Origin of the sequence: Mesorhizobium sp. L103C131B0 (genome assembly GCF_000502275.1) — a bacterium.
Classification (GTDB): Bacteria; Pseudomonadota; Alphaproteobacteria; order Rhizobiales; family Rhizobiaceae; genus Mesorhizobium.
In genome coordinates this window covers 1-18,368 of record NZ_AYXC01000010.1, presented here as the reverse complement: position 1 = coordinate 18,368, position 18,368 = coordinate 1, and the positions used below count along the sequence as shown (strand labels likewise).

Annotated in this window: 18 protein-coding genes and 1 pseudogene; 9 read left to right on the top strand and 10 right to left on the bottom strand. The window is 60.2% G+C overall.

What is annotated here, in order from left to right; genetic code table 11:
* The 4 genes from X730_RS147485 to X730_RS147500 form a co-directional block, all read right to left on the bottom strand.
* Complete coding sequence (locus X730_RS147485) at positions 1-1,092, bottom strand: ABC transporter ATP-binding protein (RefSeq protein ID WP_023731703.1); 1,092 nt, start codon at positions 1,090-1,092, stop codon at positions 1-3.
* Positions 1,089-2,045: a sugar ABC transporter permease gene (locus X730_RS147490; protein WP_023826689.1), complete on the bottom strand. Its 957-nt coding sequence runs from the start codon at positions 2,043-2,045 to the stop codon at positions 1,089-1,091. Before X730_RS147490 ends, X730_RS147485 begins: the two co-directional genes overlap by 4 nt.
* Entirely contained in the window at positions 2,042-2,902 is an 861-nt protein-coding gene (locus tag X730_RS147495) for a carbohydrate ABC transporter permease (protein WP_023697398.1), read from the bottom strand. Before X730_RS147495 ends, X730_RS147490 begins: the two co-directional genes overlap by 4 nt.
* 81 nt (positions 2,903-2,983) lie before the next feature.
* A complete protein-coding gene (locus tag X730_RS147500; RefSeq protein ID WP_023826688.1) occupies positions 2,984-4,597 on the bottom strand; it encodes an extracellular solute-binding protein in 1,614 nt (537 codons plus the stop codon).
* A 431-nt stretch (positions 4,598-5,028) separates the two neighbouring features.
* Here X730_RS147500 and X730_RS147505 point away from each other — a divergent pair, with 431 nt between their 5' ends.
* From X730_RS147505 to X730_RS0133965, 3 genes are all read left to right on the top strand, one after another.
* Positions 5,029-6,057, top strand: a complete 1,029-nt coding sequence (locus X730_RS147505) for a LacI family DNA-binding transcriptional regulator (RefSeq protein WP_023697399.1) — start codon at positions 5,029-5,031, stop codon at positions 6,055-6,057.
* Positions 6,058-6,476: 419 nt separating this feature from the next.
* Positions 6,477-7,367 carry an adenylate/guanylate cyclase domain-containing protein gene (locus X730_RS147510; RefSeq protein WP_023826687.1) on the top strand — a complete coding sequence of 297 codons (891 nt, stop codon included), beginning with the start codon at positions 6,477-6,479 and terminating at the stop codon, positions 7,365-7,367.
* A 1,030-nt stretch (positions 7,368-8,397) separates the two neighbouring features.
* The gene (locus tag X730_RS0133965) at positions 8,398-8,658 is read left to right on the top strand and encodes a hypothetical protein (RefSeq protein WP_023682263.1); all 261 of its coding nucleotides are present in this window, start codon (positions 8,398-8,400) and stop codon (positions 8,656-8,658) included.
* A 275-nt stretch (positions 8,659-8,933) separates the two neighbouring features.
* Here the strand turns inward: X730_RS0133965 and X730_RS147515 are convergent, their stop codons facing one another.
* Entirely contained in the window at positions 8,934-9,905 is a 972-nt protein-coding gene (locus tag X730_RS147515; RefSeq protein ID WP_023689436.1) for an EamA family transporter, read from the bottom strand.
* Between the two features lie 109 nt (positions 9,906-10,014).
* Between X730_RS147515 and X730_RS1000000168690 the strand changes: the two genes are divergently transcribed.
* The 4 genes and pseudogenes from X730_RS1000000168690 to X730_RS147530 all read left to right on the top strand — a co-directional run bounded on the left by X730_RS1000000168690 (position 10,015) and on the right by X730_RS147530 (position 13,832).
* On the top strand, positions 10,015-10,656 hold the full coding sequence (locus X730_RS1000000168690) for a CGNR zinc finger domain-containing protein (protein ID WP_023826684.1): 642 nt from the start codon (positions 10,015-10,017) through the stop codon (positions 10,654-10,656).
* 273 nt (positions 10,657-10,929) lie between these two features.
* Positions 10,930-11,133: pseudogene (locus X730_RS01000000164535) on the top strand (CsbD family protein).
* A gap of 174 nt (positions 11,134-11,307) precedes the next feature.
* Positions 11,308-12,795, top strand: coding sequence for an ATPase domain-containing protein (locus X730_RS147525; protein WP_023826683.1), 1,488 nt, complete (start codon positions 11,308-11,310; stop codon positions 12,793-12,795).
* Positions 12,795-13,832: a sensor histidine kinase gene (locus X730_RS147530; RefSeq protein WP_031197087.1), complete on the top strand. Its 1,038-nt coding sequence runs from the start codon at positions 12,795-12,797 to the stop codon at positions 13,830-13,832. Before X730_RS147525 ends, X730_RS147530 begins: the two co-directional genes overlap by 1 nt.
* A 49-nt stretch (positions 13,833-13,881) precedes the next feature.
* Here X730_RS147530 and X730_RS1000000167570 read toward each other — a convergent pair whose 3' ends face one another.
* The 3 genes from X730_RS1000000167570 to X730_RS147545 form a co-directional block, all read right to left on the bottom strand.
* Entirely contained in the window at positions 13,882-14,220 is a 339-nt protein-coding gene (locus tag X730_RS1000000167570) for a hypothetical protein (protein WP_023826681.1), read from the bottom strand.
* 843 nt (positions 14,221-15,063) lie between these two features.
* Positions 15,064-15,753, bottom strand: coding sequence for an outer membrane protein (locus tag X730_RS147540; protein WP_081731601.1), 690 nt, complete (start codon positions 15,751-15,753; stop codon positions 15,064-15,066).
* Between the two features lie 112 nt (positions 15,754-15,865).
* Positions 15,866-16,147, bottom strand: coding sequence for a hypothetical protein (locus X730_RS147545; RefSeq protein WP_155922465.1), 282 nt, complete (start codon positions 16,145-16,147; stop codon positions 15,866-15,868).
* Positions 16,148-16,236: 89 nt separating this feature from the next.
* Here X730_RS147545 and X730_RS147550 point away from each other — a divergent pair, with 89 nt between their 5' ends.
* Positions 16,237-16,548, top strand: coding sequence for a hypothetical protein (locus X730_RS147550; protein ID WP_023826678.1), 312 nt, complete (start codon positions 16,237-16,239; stop codon positions 16,546-16,548).
* Between the two features lie 249 nt (positions 16,549-16,797).
* Here X730_RS147550 and X730_RS1000000166310 read toward each other — a convergent pair whose 3' ends face one another.
* On the bottom strand, positions 16,798-17,157 hold the full coding sequence (locus X730_RS1000000166310; protein WP_081731600.1) for a metalloregulator ArsR/SmtB family transcription factor: 360 nt from the start codon (positions 17,155-17,157) through the stop codon (positions 16,798-16,800).
* 91 nt (positions 17,158-17,248) lie between these two features.
* On the opposite strand from X730_RS1000000166310, the gene X730_RS1000000167565 reads away from it, so the two are divergent.
* Positions 17,249-17,428 carry a hypothetical protein gene (locus X730_RS1000000167565; RefSeq protein ID WP_155922464.1) on the top strand — a complete coding sequence of 60 codons (180 nt, stop codon included), beginning with the start codon at positions 17,249-17,251 and terminating at the stop codon, positions 17,426-17,428.
* On the opposite strand, the gene X730_RS147560 is transcribed toward X730_RS1000000167565, so the two are convergent.
* Positions 17,395-18,171 carry a class I SAM-dependent methyltransferase gene (locus X730_RS147560; protein ID WP_023826676.1) on the bottom strand — a complete coding sequence of 259 codons (777 nt, stop codon included), beginning with the start codon at positions 18,169-18,171 and terminating at the stop codon, positions 17,395-17,397. The genes X730_RS1000000167565 and X730_RS147560 overlap by 34 nt on opposite strands.
* Positions 18,172-18,368: the final 197 nt, after the last annotated feature.

Below are 18,368 nucleotides of genomic sequence, written 5' to 3'. Positions count from 1 at the left end.
TCAACCTGCCTTCATCGCAATGCCGCTGCGGGCATCGAAGACACGCACGGACGATGCCACGGGGGCGACGACGGCAAGCTCGCCGATCGACAGTCCGACAGCATTGTCGAACACCGCCTTCACGGCGGTCTCGCCATCGCCGAGATGGACGATGGTCCTCGCGCCGATCCGCTCGACGAAGCTCACCGGCATGGCGAGGCCCTGCCCGCTCTGCACCAGCGACACCTGTTCGGGCCGGAAGCCGTAAAGCACCTCAGAGCGCGATCCGCGCAAGGTGGCGGCCAGCGCATCCGGCAGCGTCGGCGTGACCCCCAGTGGCCCGAGATCGACCACCAGGCCCCGGTCGCTCTCCGCCGGCCTTCCCTTCAGCAGGTTCATGCCCGGAGCGCCGATGAAGCGGGCGACGAAGACATTGGCTGGATTGTTGTAGACTTCCAGCGGCGTTCCCACCTGCTGCAGCACGCCGTGATCCATGACGGCAATGCGGTCGGCCATGGTCATGGCCTCGAGCTGGTCATGGGTGACGTAGACCATCGTCTGCCTGAACTGGCGCTGCAGCTGCTTGAGCTCGGTCCGCATTACCGCCCGGAAGGCGGCGTCGACATTGGACAGCGGCTCGTCGAGCAGGAAGATGGCCGGCTCCATGATCGCCGAGCGTCCGATTGCCACCCGCTGCAGGATGTTGACCGAGAGCCGGTCGGCCTTGCGGTCGAGCAGCGGCGTCAACTGCAGCAGCTCGGCGGTGGCGCCGACGCGGCGGTCGATCTCAGCTTTCGCCGCACCGCGCATCCGCGGCCCATAGGCAAGGTTCTGGCGCACCGTCATGTGGGTGAAGATGGCATAGTTCTGGAAAACGAAGCCGACGCCGCGCCGGCCCATCGGCACGCCGGCCATGTCGCGCTCGCCGAACAGGATCTTGCCGCTGGTCGGCTCCTCCATGCCGGCGATCATGTTCATCGTCGTCGACTTGCCGCAGCCCGAAGGCCCGAGGAGCGCCATGAACTCGCCATCGGCGATGTCGAGGTCCATGGTCTTCAGCGCCGTGAACTCGCCAAAGGTCTTGACCAGGTTGCGCAGCTGGATCGCGCTCATGCCGGCACCAGCCTTGCCCGCGCCATGCGCTTCATGGCGAATACGGCAACGATCGAAAGCACGACCAGGATGGCCAGCGCGATCGCCGCCACATAGCCCCAGATCAGGTCCTGCGTCGTGACCTTGTAGATGTAGACGGAGATCGTCTCCGTGGCGACGCCGGGGCCGCCGCCGGTCATGATGTAGAGCGTGTCGAAGATCTTGAAGTTCTCGATGACGCGGATCGCCAGCGCGATGATGATGATCGTCTTCATCTTCGGCAGCACGATGCTGACGAAGCGCTGCCACGGGTTGGCGCCGAGCAGGGTCGCCGCCTTGATCTGGTCCTGCGGCACGCCGACCAGGCCGGCAAGCAGGATCAGGAACATCAGCGGCGTCCACTGCCAGATATCGGCGATGATCACCGCGATCAGCGCCAGTGTGGGGTCAGACAGCCAGGCGATGGTGACGCGGGAACCGCTGAGTGCCGACAGGATGTCGTTCAGCGGCCCGCCCGACTGGAACAGCATGAAGAACATGTAGCCGGCCACCGCCGGAACCACCATCATCGGCATCAGCAGGATCGAATAGAAGATCCGCTTGCCCGGAAAATCGTCCGCGAACAGCGTCGCCAATGCCAGGCCAAGCAGGAATTCGACGGGCACGCACACGACCATGACGATGGCCGTGCGCCTCAGCGCGCTCCAGAAGCGCGCATCGGCGGCAAGGTCGGTGTAGTTGGCGAAGCTGTTCCACATCTCCCATGCGTTCCACCAGCCGAGGCCGGAGAGCGGCGACCAGTCGGTGACGCTGATGTAGAGCTGCATCAGCAGCGGGAAGACGGAGATGAAGAGCACCAGGATCTGCGCCGGCAGCGTCAGCCGGAATCCCAGCCGCGTTCCCTCGTCCCGCAGCACGGGCTTGCCAAGCGCGGCCTTTGCGTCCTTTGAGACAGTCACGGTCACCGCGCTCATTGCTTGAGCGCGCCGAAGGTCAGTCCGCGCACCAGATGGCGCTGGATAGCGATGCCCATGATGACCGGCGGCACCGCGGCGACAAGACCGAGCGCGGCCTTGGCGCCATAGAGCTGCCCGGTCATCGAGGAGGACAGCGAGGCCATGTAGACCGGGATCGTCACCCATTCACGCGTCGTCAGCAGCAGCGCGATCAGATAGTCCGACCAGTTGAGGATGAAGACGAAGAGGGCGGCGCTGGCCAGCGGTGCGCGCATCATCGGCAGCGTGATGCGCGTGAAGACGCGCAGCCGCGAACAACCTTCGACAAGCGCCGCTTCCTCGATCTCGCGCGGCATGTCGTCGAAGAAGGTCTTCATGAGCCAGAAAGCGAACGGCAGGGTGACGATGCCGTAGATCAGGGCCAGGCCAAACCAGCTGTCGGTGAAGTTCAGGAAGGCCCACATGATCATGACCGGGATCATCACCGCCATTGGCGGAAACAGCCTGAGCTGGATCAGCGCCAGCGGCAGGTTCTGGCCGGAGCCGAAACGCGACAGCCCGTAGGCCGCAGCCGTGCCCGCCGACATTGCGATCGCCGTGCCGAACACCGAAGACAGCAGCGACGACAGGATCGGCTTCAGCGCGGTGCGGTCGAGCGCCACGATCAGATTGTTGTTGGACTCGCCGAAGACGAACTGGAAATTGCCGAGCGTCGGGTTCTTCGGCCACCATGTCAGGTCGGCGCCGGTCGCCGACCATTCGGCGATCGGCTTAAGGGCCATCGACACCATCCACAGGATCGGTACCAGCGTCACCGCCATCGCCGCGAAGATCGCGGCGTAGCGGAATATCTCGAAGGGGACGGAACGCTTCATCTGGCTGCTTTGCTGGTGGCGTTGACTGCGGCGGGGAGGAACAGATGCTCCTCCCCTCCAGCGCTGATCCAGGGAGACGGATCAGCTGATCGGGTCGAGAACCGTCGGCCAGGCCTCCTTGTTCGTCCTGATGGCTTCGAGCAATTTGTCCTCGCCGATGCGGCGGGCGATCTTCTTCCACTCCGCTTCCGTGTCGGCCATCGCCTGTTCCGCTGTCTTGGCCTTGGTCAGCGACGCCATCAGATTTTCGTCCAATGCGTTGTGGAAGGCGGTGGCGCCGGGATAGTTGATCGTCGGCACCGTGCGGGCGACGGTCTCGCGCACCACGTCGATGTGGTAGGCGTGGTAGGTCTGGCGCACCAGCGGATCGGAGAAATCCGAGAGCCGGAACGGATCGAGATAGCCGCCCGGATTGGCGCTCATCCAGGCATAGATGCGGGCGGAGCCCAGCCACTGCAGCAAAAGGTAGGCGACCTCCTGGTTTTTCGACTGCGACGAGACCATGCCGGTCAGCGAGAACCACAGCACGGAACGGCTGATCAGCTTGCCGTCGACTTCGCGGCCGGGCGGCAGCATCGAGCCGATCTTGCCGGTGACGGCAGAATCCTTGTTGCCGGCATTGTCGAGGAATTTCGGCAGGTTCGAGAAGGCGCAGGTCATCGCCGCGCCGCCCTTGGCGAAATTTCCATACTGCTCCGGCCAGCCCCAGGAGATCGCGTCCGGCGAGTGATGAACCAGCGAGCCGACATATTCGTTGGTGGCGGCAATGCCGTGCTCGGAATTGATCAGCGGCTTGCCGTCGTCGCCGAACAGGAACTGGTTGGGCGATGCCATCGAGACATAGCGCTGATACCAGTTGGTGTAGCCCCAGCCCTGGTTGCGCAGGTCGGTGGAGCCGAACAGGCCCTTGTCGGGCCGCTGGAAGAAGCCCGCGATGTCACTGTGCTGCTTCCAGGTCTTCGGCGGCGCCAGATCGTAGCCGAATTTGTCCTTGAACGCCTTCTGCTCGGCAGCGTCGCCGAACAGGTCGGTGCGGTAGACCCAGGTCTGGAAGTCGCCGTCCAGCGACACGCCATAGTTGGACCCGCGATATTTGTTGAGCAGCGACACGCCCTTGGCGCCGTCGACATAGCCGGTCTTGGGATCGTCCCATTCGGGCTTGTACTGGGCGACGAAGTCGTCGAGCTTGGCGATGCCGCCGGTCTCGGCAAGGTCGCCGAGGCGGTTCCATTCCGTCGAGTAGATGTCATAGGCCCCACCCTTGGTGGAGATGTCCTGCATCGTCTTGGTGAATTCCTGGCCGTTCGGCAGGCCGACGATCTCGATCTGGATGCCGGTCTCCTTTTCCCACAGCTCCTTGATCGACGGCGCACCCGCAGGGAAAGGCTGTGTGAGTTGGCCAATCGAGCCATCCGACAGGCCAAGCACGATCTTGGCCGGTGCCTTGCCAGCTCCCTTCAAGGCCTTGGCCGCCTCAACGGCACGGCCTTCCGGCGTGTCGGCGCCATATTGATAGCGCTCTGCGCCCTCGAAACCGGTGGGGCCGCCGACCATGCCTGGCGCCAGCGCGTCGGCCGCAACGGCACGGCCGGGACGGATGAATTGCGGTGCGATACCGGCCGCAGCCACGAACGCCGCGGCCTTTCCTCCGGACGCCAACAAGCCGCGTCGCGATACGCGGATCAAATCAGACATTGGAATTCCTCCCTCAGGGCCGATGTTTCCTCCACGAGCCCATTGAGGGATATTGACGGCAGCACCGGAAGGCTGTCAACATCATAAATACTCAAAATACATCGTAACACCGCAACCGCGGAGAAAATACGTCATGCAAAGGTCGACACACGGGCTCAATGCCTCGATTTGATGGGAAATCTGCCTTTCTGGCACGCGACTATCACGCCGGGCGACGCGATTTAGCCCAACCTCCTTGCGCATCGGCTAAGGCTCGATACATCATTTCCCATCAGAATCGCTGATGGCTGGCAGCTGTGGCCCTCGGACGGGCTAGCGGCATTGTGCGATCTGANCATCATTTCCCATCAGAATCGCTGATGGCTGGCAGCTGTGGCCCTCGGACGGGCTAGCGGCATTGTGCGATCTGATGCATTGAGGAGATGAAGACGGTGCGTTCCACCTTGACTGACATAGCCCGGGAAGCCGGCGTTTCCGCCGCCACCGTCGACCGCGTGCTGAACAACAGGCCCGGTGTGCGGGCGCGCACTCGTGAGATCGTGCTCGAAATGGCGCAGCGCCTCGGCTACATCGCGGAGGGTCCGAACGGAGCGCCGCCCAGGCCCTCACCTGGAGAGGTCATCCGTCTCGACTTCGCTCTGCCGGCCGGCACCAATTCCTTCATAAAGATGCTGCATCGACACATCGAGGCGCAGGCCCTAGCGCGCCCCGATCTCGACGTCCACATCGCCACCATAGAGGGCTTCAACCCCGACCGGCTCGCCCGCCTGCTGCAAGAATTGCGTGGACAGACACAAGGCGTCGGCGTGATCGCGCTCGATCATCCAACGGTGCGCGAGGCGATCCGCTCGCTGTCGGCCAATGACGTCAAGGTGGTGACCATCGCCTCCGACATCCTGCATGTTCCGAGAGTGGCCTATATCGGCATCGACAACCGCGCCGCGGGGCGGCTGGCCGGCTATCTGCTCAACCGCTTCATGGGATCGGAACGCCCAAGCAAGGTGGCGCTGTTCGCCGGCTCGCTGTCCTATCGCGGCCATGAGGAACGCGAAATGGGATTCCGGCACATCTTGACCGAGGAGTCGCCCAATCTCGAGATCGTCGAGATGCGCGAAATGCTGGATGACCGAGAGAAGGCTTATTCGGAAGCATCAGCGCTTCTGGACCGGCACCCCGATCTTGCCGCGATCTACAATGTCGGCGCCGGCAACACCGGCATCGCTCGGGCGCTGAAGGAGCGTGGACGCGCCAAAGACATTCTCTTTCTCGGCCACGAGGTGACAGACGGCACCAAGGAACTTTTGTTGGATGGGACGCTCGATGCGGTCATAGATCAAAATCCGCGCGTCGAGGCGCGGGAAGCGCTCAACATTTTAAGCCACTCCGTCAGGCACCTGAACTATGAACCGCATCAACCACGACTTCAGGTCATCTTCAAAGAGAATATACCTGAAATCTGATCAATGGATCCGTGATCTTATCGCAAAGCACAGCGTTGGCGTTGCCACCGGTCACAAATACGAACGAGAGCCCGAATGATCTCGTCAAAGCCGCCGATCTGGCACCATTCCGTGCGAAGTCGGAGGGACGAGATCGGGTCGCGGTTGATGGTGCATGAGAAGGCCGTCGCCCGTTGCAACTCGGTCAGCCTTTCCGAACCTAAAAAGACCAAGTCCACTCATAGCACCGAGGTCGCGAACGATTGGGGCGAAGACGGTTCTGGATGTCGCCGGCACGAAGCCGACGAATGGCATACGCCCGTCCGTCCGCGACGATCACCTGAAGCATCGCCCCGATCAAAGGCGCTCGAGCAGATATGTTGCAGGCGACCTCGTGTGTTATACACGCACGCTGAGTTTTCGGGTCGGACACGAGATCGATGGATCAGGAGACGCTTCTTGCCGCAGTCCTCTTAGCTGATGTCGTGGGCAGCACGCCGCTCTATGAGCGGATCGGAGACGATGCCGCTCTACAGCAGGTCTCGGATTGCCTGGACACAATGCGCGAGATTGTCGCCAAGCACCGTGGTGATTTCATTTACTCGAAAGGCGATGACATACTCAGCCTCTTCGAGAGCCCGGAAATGGCGCTGAGGGCCGTCTGCCAAATTACCCATCAACTGACTAAAGGGCCGTTGAGCGCCCGTATCGGATTGCATTTCGGGGCGGTCATTCGCGCGCGGGGCGCGATATTCGGTGACGTTGTCAATGTCACCGCAAGGTTGTCCACCACGGCGAACCCCGGAGAGGTGCTGATCAGCCAGAGCTTCTGCGAAGCCCTTTCCCCGAGAAGCCGCAAGGGCCTGCGGCTCCTCGACAAAATGGCCTTGAAAGGGAAGCAAGAGTTCTTCGATGTCTATACCCTGTGGAGCGACGATGGGGCCCCCGGTACGCAGATCACCAGCCATGGCGCCACTACAGATAGACGCTCGATCCTGCCGCGGCAGATTCATCTGGTCATCCGCTACAGAGATCAGCTGCGATCCTGTCGAAACGGCGAATCCGTGACAATCGGCAGATCGGCGGAATGCGATATCATCGTCGAGCGGCCCTGGGTATCGAGGCGCCACGCCGCCTTCACCATATTGAATGGCAGAGCTCGGCTTCTAGAACGAAGCTCTTCGGGCACATTTGTTTCCATGGGACTGGGCCATGAAGTATTCGTACGCCGTGAAGATATTGTCCTCTTCGGCTCCGGCGTCATCTCGCCTGGAGTGAAGTCGGCACTCGACGAAGCCCAGCTTCTTCACTACGAAATTGTCTCGGATTGACCCGGCCCGGCTACTAGCTCGACCGGTTTCGAGCTGGTTCGCTGGCGCCGTCAATGTCGCGCCGTATTCTTTGACAGCCATTGGAATCGACCGTTCATAAATGTGCCAAGGCCAATCCAGGAACGTCTGCTCTCGAAGTTGGACTGCGAAGAGCTGACTTCCGTTTCCCTCGCGGAGTTCGACGGAGCCGCGGCCGGTGCATCTCCCTCGCAGGATGCGGAGTTCTACCTGCTCCTAGGCCACATTCTGCAGGTGGATGGCTTCGGCAGCAAGCTGGCCCGCTCGATCGATGACGCGCTAGGTCTTGCCGCGAAAAGGCCGGTGCGTGGGAATTGTGCTGGACTGTCGGCCAGACAATGAGCTGGCGACGGGAGCGGCCGGCTGAAGCGGGATGCCCGGACCAATTCCCTGCCCTGTGTCGCCTTGATATCCCCAGGTGCTGAAGGTCAGCACGGGCTGTTGCAGCCCGGAGTCGACGAACGCTTCATCAGACCATTTGCGCCGCAATAGCTCCTCGACCACCTGCGAAGGCTCGCGATTGGGCTACCGTCACGAAATTGGCGCAGAAGCGCAGACCACTGACACATCGCGACCTCGAGATGGAGCTCGATACCACCGTATTTGCAGCACCGGGGAGATTCCTCTTGGGCCGATCGAGTTCAAGTTGGTGCGCCACATGCTCGAGAATCCTGAAAGGTGATCAGCCGTGATGAATTCATCGCAGCTGGCTGGTCGCAGAAAGCCAGTGTGAGCGCCCAGGTGGTCGACGTTCACATGAGCCAGTCGCGAAAGTTGTTGAAGCAGTCGTCGCAGAGTTGCCATTCGCACCCTGCGGCTTGCCGGCTATTCTCTCGAAGACACTGCGGGCTGACGATCTCGGCGATTGGGTTCAGAAAGGTCACTGCGTGACGCCGCAAGGGGACCGACGCGATGGGAAAGGTCTTGGCAGCTAGGGGACTTAGCGCCACCAACATTGCAGCCGTGGCGCTACGCTAATCGAGAGAAAGTCGAGACGTATAGAACAAGCGACATGAGCGTGTCGGATTGTTTGCATTCAAACAACCTTTGCGACGCTATCCGTGCCTTCGCCTTGCTGGTGCCGGAGGAAATCATGACGTCGCCCGACAATTCAGTCGAACTCGTTCGCGACAAGAAGTGGACGGTCCGCGTCACCGCCTACGGCAGCACCCTGACGTTTCCGTTCGAAGCAGAAAGCTATGCACGTTCTTATGCCGATGGTCAGGCATTCCGTCTCGGCGTTCAGGTGGCGGAACTGAAGCGATGCGGCTGACACTTTGTCGACGCGTTGGCGGATAGCCTGCATCGCGATCGGAACGAATAGGTCGCTGATTGCAGCCTCGCGATTTTTCCATCAAATCCCGCCTGCAATCTTGACAGCAACTCGGCAAAATCCCTCGCCGACTAGTGTTGTCATATGAGCTGGAGCTTTCCTCGCCGCCGGTGTAGGCGGGATACGCTGCCGGGAAAGCCCTCTTTTCGCATAGACGCGAACCTTGTGCTTTTCCATCTCAAGGCTGATTGGCGGCTGGATGCGCGCGCCGTCTTTCATATTCTGCCATCGGCCCGCGCGGAGCGTGGAATCAACGGCGGGGAAGCGGATGATGTTTCCTGTTTGCGCTCGCGTAGCGCAAGAAACGCTGCGAAGAGCATGATAGCCATGCCGATGATGTCGATCAGGCTAACCTCCTCGCCGTAGGTGATGATGCCAAGCACGACGGCAATCACGGGTGAGACGAAGGCAAATGCTCCGGCGCGCGAGGCGCCGATTTCGTGCAGGAGCCGGATAAAGAGTGTGTAGCCTATGAACGAACCAAACAGCACGAGGAACAGCCACCCGACCCAGGCCGGCCAGCCCCAATCGCCTTTTAGAGCCGCGGCCGCGCCTGGCTCCACAACGAGTGAGATGAGAATTAGGAATGCGCCCCCGAAAAGGGTGGTGAAGCCGGCGATGAAGTCCGATGAATATACCTCAAGAAGCGGCCGCGCGAGCACCGAACCCCATGCATAGATTACAGCTGCCGACGCCACCGCTGTCATCGCCAGCAGCCGGAGCCCCCTGCCCTGCTGGTCTGCGTGTGTCCAACTAGCATAGGCCTCGGGCCCGAACAGGATGCACAGACCGGCCGCACCGAGCAAAATCGCAAAGAGCCTGCGGCCGTCATAGCGTTCGTCCCCCAGAAGCAACGCAAATCCAAGCAGCGTGACAGGGGTCAGCGAAAGCTCAAGAACAGCCGCGGTGCCCGTATCGACATAGAGCATGCCCCAAAAGAGTGGGCCATAGCAAAGCGGAATCATGAACAACGTAACAACGAAAAGACGCGGCCAACTCCTTTTCGCCACCCGTGGTAGAGCAGCGCCCCTTAGGCGCGTCGCGCTGAGGATCAGCAAGCCGGCTACTGTAAAACGCGTGCCTGCGAACATCAGAGGCGGCACGGTGGCGATCCCTGCCTTGATACCGATCCACGTGGTGCCCCAGATCACACATAGAACCAGAAATGTCGCTGTGTTGCGGTTCATCGGAAGCAGCCTTCGCTGGGCGTTGTTGGTTCGTCGTAACGGCCAAAGGACGTTTATTTCGTTACAACGGCCTCTTGCCAATACGGTTCCGCCAACCGATGTTTCCGGGATGGATGGTGCGAAGACTATCGTCGACATGCGCATGGTTGGCGGTCACGCCTGCCTGGACTTCGTCAACACGGTCGACGCGCGACGCGATGTATGGGGCCCAGACCTCTTGCAGACCTATGCCGACCTGGTCGTCTGGGCTGGACGTGCCGATTTGATCGACGTCGATGAGGCGCGAGCACTGCTCGCGGAGGCTTCCGCCCGCCCGCTCGTTGCGGAGGCGGCATTGGAAAAGGCCAAGATTTTGCGCGAGGCCGTTTACGCGGCTCTCCAGGCCGAGGCGGCAGGCGCCCGGGTGCCGGACGATGCCTTGCAAATCGTGCGCGATGCAGTCGCCCTAGCCCTGCCGAAGCGCTCGCTTTTCCCGTCCGGCGACCGCCTCGCTTGGCAGTGGACCGACGCAGCCAGTCTGAACACGATCGGCCACCGCGTGGCCTTTGAGACAGCCGAGTTTTTGGTGTCCAGGAATGACCGCCGCCGCGTGCGCGAGTGCACCGGGCCGAACTGCGGTTGGCTTTTCATCGACACCTCGCGTGGCGGGCGCAGGCGGTGGTGCTCGGATGAGAGCTGCGGCACACGCAGCCGGGTAAGGCGCTTCAGGGCAAAAGCCGCAGGGAACATGGCTCCCAACAGAAAGAATTAGTATCTGACGCCAGGCTTGGATGACGAACGCAGCATAGTTGGCTTCACGCTATCCCTGTCGGTGTTTGTCCAACGAAGCTGGTCTCGCGAGCGACTGTGGCCAAGACGGTGGAGAACACGGCCGGCGCGGCAAGCCATCATCGCGTTCCAGAGCGGGTTGCTTCGGGGCCGCCTACCTCGCCACGCTTCGATCGGTCGATCTGCTCAAACTTGACGGGAACTCCGGTAGCGTTACGGCGTTTTTCTCAGTCCGAAACAAACAAGGATAGGTGCCATGGACTGGAACCGTGTCGAAGGCAATTGGAAGCAGGTAAAGGGCAAGGTCAAGGAATAGTGGGGCAAACTCACAGACGATGATCTGGACCGTATTGCCGGTAACCGCGATCAGTTGGAAGGCAAGATTCAGGAGCGCTACGGCATTGAGAAGGACCGCGCCCGGCGCGACATCGATGACTGGTATGGCCGGCAAGGCTGGTAGGTCGCCGGTTCCAAACTGAACTTGAAAAAGGGCTCCGAGAGGTACGGCGCCCTTTTTTGCCGCGTTTCTTGTCGCCTTTTCGTGAGTCTCACGACAAGGGCGCTCACCGAGAGACGTGGAACCGCGAAAGGTGGCCGTCGTTATCTGGTTCTCGAAATTACATTGGGGGATTAGTTGGACAGAGACGACGCCTCGGCGATCACAACTGGAGTTAGCGGCCTCGACTACATTCTTCGTGGCGGCTACGCCAGGAACCGCTCCCATCTCATCGAAGGGAAACCAGGTTCTGGAAAAACCACTCTTGGCCTCCAGTTTTTGATCGAGGGCGCCAAGAATGGCGAGACATGCCTTTACATCACTTTGTCAGAAAGCAAGCGCGAACTGCTCTCGGTTGCTGGCCGTCACGGCTGGGACCTGAAGGGGGTGCAAATTCTTGAACTTGTGCCGCCGGAGCTCAGTTTCGATCCGGCGCAGCTACAGACATTGATCCATTCCTCGGAATTGGAACTCGGCGAAACCGTGCAGTCTGCCATGGCCGAGATCGGACGCGTCAGACCCGATCGCGTGGTGTTCGATTCGCTCTCTGAAATTCGACTTTTATCGCAAGGGTCACTGCGGTATCGGCGCCAGGTGTTGGCATTGAAGAGCTTCTTCATGCTCAACAATGTGACGGTGCTTATGCTCGACGACCTGACCGCTGAGCAGGATGACCTCAATTTGCATTCGATCAGTCACGGCGTCATTCGGATGGAGCAGCTGTCGCCCGTCTATGGTGGAGAGCGCCGGCGGCTACGCGTGATCAAAATGCGCGGCGTGCAGATCCGGGGCGGCTTTCACGATTTCGTAATTCGCCCAGGCGGCGTTATCGCCTATCCGCGGCTCGTTGCAGCCGAGCATGAGGTGGCCGAGCATGATACGCCGGCCATGAGCAACAACCGGATCGACACCCTGATTGGCGGCGGGCTGGCCCGTGGTACCAGCACGATGCTGATGGGGCCGTCTGGCGTTGGCAAGTCTACCATTGCCTGCACCTATTGCTATGCCGCACTCAAGCGTGGCGAGCGTGTGCTGGTGCTGTTGTTTGACGAGACAAAGCGCATCTTCTTGGCGCGCGCAGCCGGGCTCGGCATGCACCTGGAGCCGTTTGCCGAGGACGGCACGCTGATGCTTGAATCTGTCAATCCGGCTGAGCTTTCACCAGGCGAATTGTCTTCGCGCATCCAAGCGGCCGTCGAAGAATCCAATGTGCGGATCGTCGTGATCGACAGCCTAACTGGCTATCTCAATGCCATGTCCGAAGAACAACATCTGGTGCTTCAGATGCACGAGATCCTCACCTATCTCAATCAGAAGGCAGTGGCGACGATCCTGCTGTTGGCCAATCACGGGCTGTTTGGGCAAACGGCAGCGCCGGTCGACATGACCTATCTCTGCGATTCCATCATGCTTCTGCGCTTCTTCGAGAACGCAGGTCAGTTGAGACGCGCGATTTCGGTTGTCAAGAAACGTGTCGGCCCCCACGAAGAGACGATTCGTGAGTTTAAAATCGGCGGTAACGGCGTGGCCGTAGGTGAGCCACTGGAACAATTCCGCGGCATCCTGATGGGATCTCCGGAATTTGAAGGCAAGCAGACAGACCTTCTGAGGGACAAGGCGCTGTGATGTCGTCCAGCCCCGCCGTTCTCGTGCTGGCGCCGCTTGGCCGTGACGCGAGGATCGCGGCCTCCATCCTGGCGACAAACCAGATTGCCTCGCGTGTGTGCGGCAGCTTGGAAGAGGCAGTGCCGCTTCTCGACGAGGCTCAGTGCCTTGTCGTGGCCGAGGAGGCCCTGCTCAGTTCCGATCGAACGCAGTTTGCGGCCTGGCTTGAAGCCCAACCCGCATGGTCGGATTTTCCGATCGTGCTTCTGACGATGCGGGGGAACGAACTCGACACGCGGATGGCATTTCTGGACCGCTATCTGATCGTGCTTGAACGGCCATTTCTGGCTTCGAGCCTCGCCAACTCGGTGCGCTCCGCCGTGCGTGCCCGCGCCCGCCAGCGCGAGGTCCAGTCCTACATCGAACAGAAGCGGGAGGTCGCCGATCGGCAGAAATTGCTCATCCGCGAGCTGCATCACCGCGTCAAGAACACGCTGGCCAACGTTCGCGCCATGATGGGCGCGACGGCCAAGTCGAGCGGCAACGTCGATGATTTCGTACGCGATTTTTCAGCCAGGCTCGTTTCCCTGGCCCAGACCCATTCGATGCTTACCGACGATTATTGGCAGACTGCCTCCCTGCACAAGCTGCTCGAAAGCGAGCTTGCCCACTATGAGACGCGCGACAGGCCGCGTATCGTTATGGAAGGCCCGAACGTAGCGCTAGTCGCCGACATTGCGGTCCCTGTCGGGATGGCTTTCCACGAACTGGCCTCCAATTCGTCGAAGTTTGGCGCGCTTTCGCAAACGGGAGGCCGCCTTGATGTCCGCTGGTCGTTAGGCGGGTCCGGCGATACACAGATCGTCAATCTTGACTGGCGGGAACGAGATGGGCCGAAAGTCGAGCAGCCCAGTCGCCGCGGGTTTGGCACGACACTTCTGGAAAAAGTCGTGACCGTGCAATGCAACGCCAAGATCGAATTGAACTACCATCGTGACGGCTTGCAGTTCACCATGGCCTTGCCGTTGCGAAACACGCGCCTTGTGCCGGCTTACTGAGCGGCAACGGAAAGGCAGGCTGGGCGCCGCGATAGGGATTAACTGAGCGTCACTCGGCAGGCTGGTCTAGCGCTTTAGCCAAAACATCAGTTCCGAAAAAGACCGCCTCTATATCTCCCATATGTCTCTGCAACATTGCGAGAGCTCCGGCGTGGTCTATGCGGCCGACCTTGGTGATGAAGTCGAACTCGTGCCACGGCGCTATAGGGATGCGTGCCGATTGATCGCGGAGGCCAGGGATGGAAGCTGCAGTCCGGCCGTAGCATTTGCGGCGTTCAAGGCCGCCGCTATCGACCAGCACTTGCTGCAGCCCGAGCCCGGCGCTCGGCATGTTCGACAACGTGACATAAACCAGCGCGATGATGAAGCCGATGCCCCCTAGTATCAAATAGGGACCGACACAGGGGAGTCTCGCTTGGTCGCGCGATGGTGGGCTCGCACCGACCGGGGCAGGTGATGCGAGCCCGGCCGAGTCTTGCGGGACCTCGACCAGCAGCGATCACCCACTCGCTGCCGTTCTATCAACAAGCCCCCAAATTTCAGGTTCCGCTAATGTACAAAAAAGCCCACCACCGTTCAGGTAGTGGGCAGTTTTGGGAGACACTGAAAAGGGAACAGTGCGACCGCCCGAAGAGTTTCGAGGCGACGATGTTCCAAGGGGATTCATAGATTCGCTGTCTCGATCTAGACTCGACCGATGAAACGATGTTTGACGATCTCTCCGAAGCACTCAAAGCTCCCCGCCAGGACGTGTGGCGCCCTGTCCGAGCCATTGCCCTCGACCTCGTCGGCAAAGCTGTTCCTTGGCCTCGCCATAGGCCGTGGGTGTTGGCCCTGGAATGGCGCTGGCTCGTTAGCTGCCCTTCGCCTTGCCATAGGCGTTCGGCCGCGAAGATCAGCCCGACTTTCTTGCTGCCGCACTAGGCGCATTTCAGCTTGGGAATGAGGTCATCGGCTCATGGCCGGCGCCTCTGGGCCGAAACGGTCGCGGAGCTTCACCAGTTCAAGCTCCTGGCACGCTGGGGTAAAGCAGTCAATCCGCCAAGCTGGACGCAAGGGGCCCGGAATGTGGCGGTAACAGAACTTATGTTGCCACGGGGCCCGGGGAGGATAGACCGCCAGCGATCACAGCCGACAGTTTACCGCGCTTCGCCAACGTCGGCTTCAAATAGATTTTCTTCACCAAGGTTTTCTCCTTCAAAATAAACCGACCACAGAAAGGCATAGAGCCTCAGAAATGATAGTTGATGCCTACGCGGACCGTGTCGAAATCGATATTGTCGGTCGATGGGACAGAAGAAGGCGTGTTGAACTCGGGAGTGCCCAGGTCGACGTGCATATACTCAGCCTTGAACGACAGCTGCTGGTTCAGCGCCCATTCAAGTCCTGCGCCGGCCGCCCAGCCCCACCTGGTCTCGTCATAGCCGCATGTTGGCGTAAAGCCGCAGGCTCCCAGGTCAGCTGTGCCCTTGACCTTACCGACAGCAAAGCCGCCCGTGAGATATGGGAGGAAATTCTCGAACGCATAGCCAACGCGCACGCGGCCAGTCCCGTACCAGTCGACATCGGCTGTACAGCCTTCATTGCCGCATGGCGGCACAAACGGAACCTCAAGGGCGCTGCCGTGAATATTGGCGTATGACACGTCGCCCTCAACGCCGAACACGATCTGGCCCCGCTGCCAATTGTACCCTGCGGTCAGGCCGCCAATGAAGCCATCCGAATCAACATCGACACCGGGGGGGCCGAAATCGTAGTGATCGCTGTTCCAACCATATCCGGCTACGGCGCCAATATAGGCTCCTGACCAGTTGATGGCGCTGCTTTCAGATGGAACGATGGCCATCGGGTCTGCGGCAAATGCCGCTCCGGCCAGCATCGTCAAAATACCTGCAATTGCAATTGAAAGGCTGCGCATCATCGTCCCCACATTAACCGGATCTAATATGTACCAGAGTTCGACAGATTTACTGTCTCATTCGTGCAACACTTGAGCCTTGGTTCGTTGCGGTTCCCGAAACCGAAATCGGCCGCTATCGGCTCGCCTCCACGTGGGGCGCAAAGAAGCAGCGGATAGTCGTATTCGGGGGCGACGTGCAGATGTGATACTGGCTATCTTCGCTCTCTAAAACGCGCTTCTTAGAGATGAAATATCGGCTCTTGGACCCAGTGCAGATGTTGAAATCGCCGCCCGGCAAAGGCTCGACATAGCGCGAGCTGATGACCCTACAATCCTTCTTGTCGCAGCATTCATAACCGGTGACCGGATCATGGTAGCCGGTATACCAGTTATGAGCGACGGCGAGCGCGATCAAGAAGAGCTTCATCTATCTGACACTTTGCGCCTCCGGTTGCATATTAGCAATCTCTTGACTAACAGGCTGCCAGCTCCAGAATCCCTCTTATGGCTCGGGGAATAGGCATTGGCGACGAGGTGGCGATAACGGCCACGGTGCGCAGGCGGGTCGACGAGGACCACGTCAGCGTCAGCATACCCAGCTACAACTTCCCGCATTCGATCGTCGATCGCACGACGAAGGTGAAGCGCGGGCAGCAGATCGAACTCGTCGGCAACGTCACCTATGTCGACGAGGAAGGCGGCAAGGTGACAATTATCCTAGGACCGCCGGTCACGGTCGACATCGACAAGGTCAGGCTGGTGCAGGCCTACGTGCCGCCGAAGCGCAAGAAGCCGCTGCGCGACATGGTCGACTAGCGCCAGTGAACTGGGCGAACTATTTGCGCGCAAAAGCATAGGCGGCGGGCTTTTTGTCTGTCCGGGGAACAGGCCTCGGGCGCGTGAGTTGAGTGGTTGCAGCGTGTCCCGCTGCCAACCGATGTCGACGGTTGAGGCCCGCGCTCCGCTTCACAGGCTGACGCGGGCCGCCCGTGTCCCGTGAGGTCCATCGAACCTTAGCGATCCACTTGGTTCGGGTCGCCCCGTTTAGGTCGTAGATTTGCCTTCTCAGGCCATTCGCACCCTGCGAAGTCTTTGGGCAACGTAGTGCGGACCTGGCCCCGCGAGCGGTCGTCCGGTCGTCAGGAAGCCGTCCAGCGTAGCTAGCAAATCGCGCGCTGCGCCGGATGAGCAGTAGTAGTAGATTACTTGACCCTCGCGTCGGGTGTCGACAAGGCCGAAGGCGCGGAGCTTGGCAAGATGCTGCGACAAAGCCGACTGGCTGAGTTGAACTTTCTCGGCGAGGACACCGACCGAAAGTTCGCCGCCGGCCAGGTGGTTCATGATCAAAAGCCGCTTCTCATTTCCCATCAAGTTGAGAAAGGCGGAGACGGTTTTGGCACTGGCGGCAAGTTTTCTTGAAATCATCGAATCAGACTAAGGTCCTACCCAAGATAGAACTTAAGTCTGCAGCAACGCGGAATCAAACCCTCGGTTCCGCCAAAAAAGCAAATGCCTATTGATCCTCGCCCTCGCGGAAATCCTGCAGCGATGCATGCCGCAGGTCATCCTCGCGGCGCAAGTGCGCGGCCATCTAGCCGGCGAGATCGTTTGGCACCGCATCCGCGGGGCCGCGATCCTGGTGGAGGCAACCGGGATCAGCGACTATTGCTTTCTGGCGACCACTAAGAAATTTTGAGCAGAGCGCGCCGGGACACCGGCTCTCCTGCTTAGCGTCTCAACAGGTCCGACCAACTTTTCGCAAAGCTTTGGTAGCAGCCACCCGGGCCGCGGTAAGAAGCCGTAGCCGATGACCCGCTCGACTGCAAAGCCGTTGGCAACCAGCAACTGGCGATATGCGTGGATGCTCAACGTACTACGCACGACGCGCCCACTACATCGGTTGAGAAAGCGGCAGACCAGCCCCATCGGCGAGGTTGCGTTCATGTGGATGTTCGAGACCAGCAACCCGCCGTCCTTCAAATGCTCATGAATGGCCGACAGGGCGGCCTGCCTAAGAGAGTCTTCTGCGTTTAAGAAGAATCGGAAAGCCGTCACCACGTCGAATCGTCTGGCCAGGGGGTGAACGGTCAGATCCGCTTTAACCAGCTTGACGTTGCCAGCAACATGCGCGCAAGCGAGCATGGATTGAGAGACATCGACGCCGACGACCTCGCCAAACAGTGTGGCTGCTACATTCGTTACGCGGCCTGTGCCGCATGCGAAGTCGAGGCAGCTAAGGCCCGGCCCGCCAAGAGGCTTCAGAATGCTTTCGATGAGGGGGCGTTCGACGCGCAACCACAACGCGGCATAATAGCCGGAGCGGAAAGTTTTGAGGTAGTCGGTCCCATAGCCTGTGGTCTGATGGCTCGATCGGTAATCGGTATAAGCGCTTCCTTCAAATGACTGCTCGGCCAAAACATGACCGTGAAGATCGCCCATCGCGGCCTCCTTTCTGGATGTGCGCGCGAAATAGATTTCAATTTTCCTAAACAAGCTTCGTGCGTTCGCATGACCCACCAGCGCGAAGGCGAAGTTTTCAGTACGACGAGCGAGCCGCCAAATATTTAGCGGAACCTAATGTGGCGTTCAAAGTTAGGGCGGCCGTTGCTGAGGATTCCGCCGTGAAAAATGAAATT

Coding starts and splice junctions, on each gene's coding strand:
- X730_RS147510 (WP_023826687.1), top strand. CDS start 6,477: ATGGATCAGGAGACGCTTCTTGCCGCAGTCCTCTTAGCTGATGTCGTG.
- X730_RS147500 (WP_023826688.1), bottom strand. CDS start 4,597: ATGTCTGATTTGATCCGCGTATCGCGACGCGGCTTGTTGGCGTCCGGA.
- X730_RS147530 (WP_031197087.1), top strand. CDS start 12,795: ATGTCGTCCAGCCCCGCCGTTCTCGTGCTGGCGCCGCTTGGCCGTGAC.
- X730_RS1000000168690 (WP_023826684.1), top strand. CDS start 10,015: ATGGATGGTGCGAAGACTATCGTCGACATGCGCATGGTTGGCGGTCAC.
- X730_RS0133965 (WP_023682263.1), top strand. CDS start 8,398: ATGAGCGTGTCGGATTGTTTGCATTCAAACAACCTTTGCGACGCTATC.
- X730_RS147495 (WP_023697398.1), bottom strand. CDS start 2,902: ATGAAGCGTTCCGTCCCCTTCGAGATATTCCGCTACGCCGCGATCTTC.
- X730_RS1000000166310 (WP_081731600.1), bottom strand. CDS start 17,157: ATGATTTCAAGAAAACTTGCCGCCAGTGCCAAAACCGTCTCCGCCTTT.
- X730_RS147490 (WP_023826689.1), bottom strand. CDS start 2,045: ATGAGCGCGGTGACCGTGACTGTCTCAAAGGACGCAAAGGCCGCGCTT.
- X730_RS147540 (WP_081731601.1), bottom strand. CDS start 15,753: ATGATGCGCAGCCTTTCAATTGCAATTGCAGGTATTTTGACGATGCTG.
- X730_RS147560 (WP_023826676.1), bottom strand. CDS start 18,171: ATGGGCGATCTTCACGGTCATGTTTTGGCCGAGCAGTCATTTGAAGGA.
- X730_RS147550 (WP_023826678.1), top strand. CDS start 16,237: ATGGCTCGGGGAATAGGCATTGGCGACGAGGTGGCGATAACGGCCACG.
- X730_RS147485 (WP_023731703.1), bottom strand. CDS start 1,092: ATGAGCGCGATCCAGCTGCGCAACCTGGTCAAGACCTTTGGCGAGTTC.
- X730_RS147515 (WP_023689436.1), bottom strand. CDS start 9,905: ATGAACCGCAACACAGCGACATTTCTGGTTCTATGTGTGATCTGGGGC.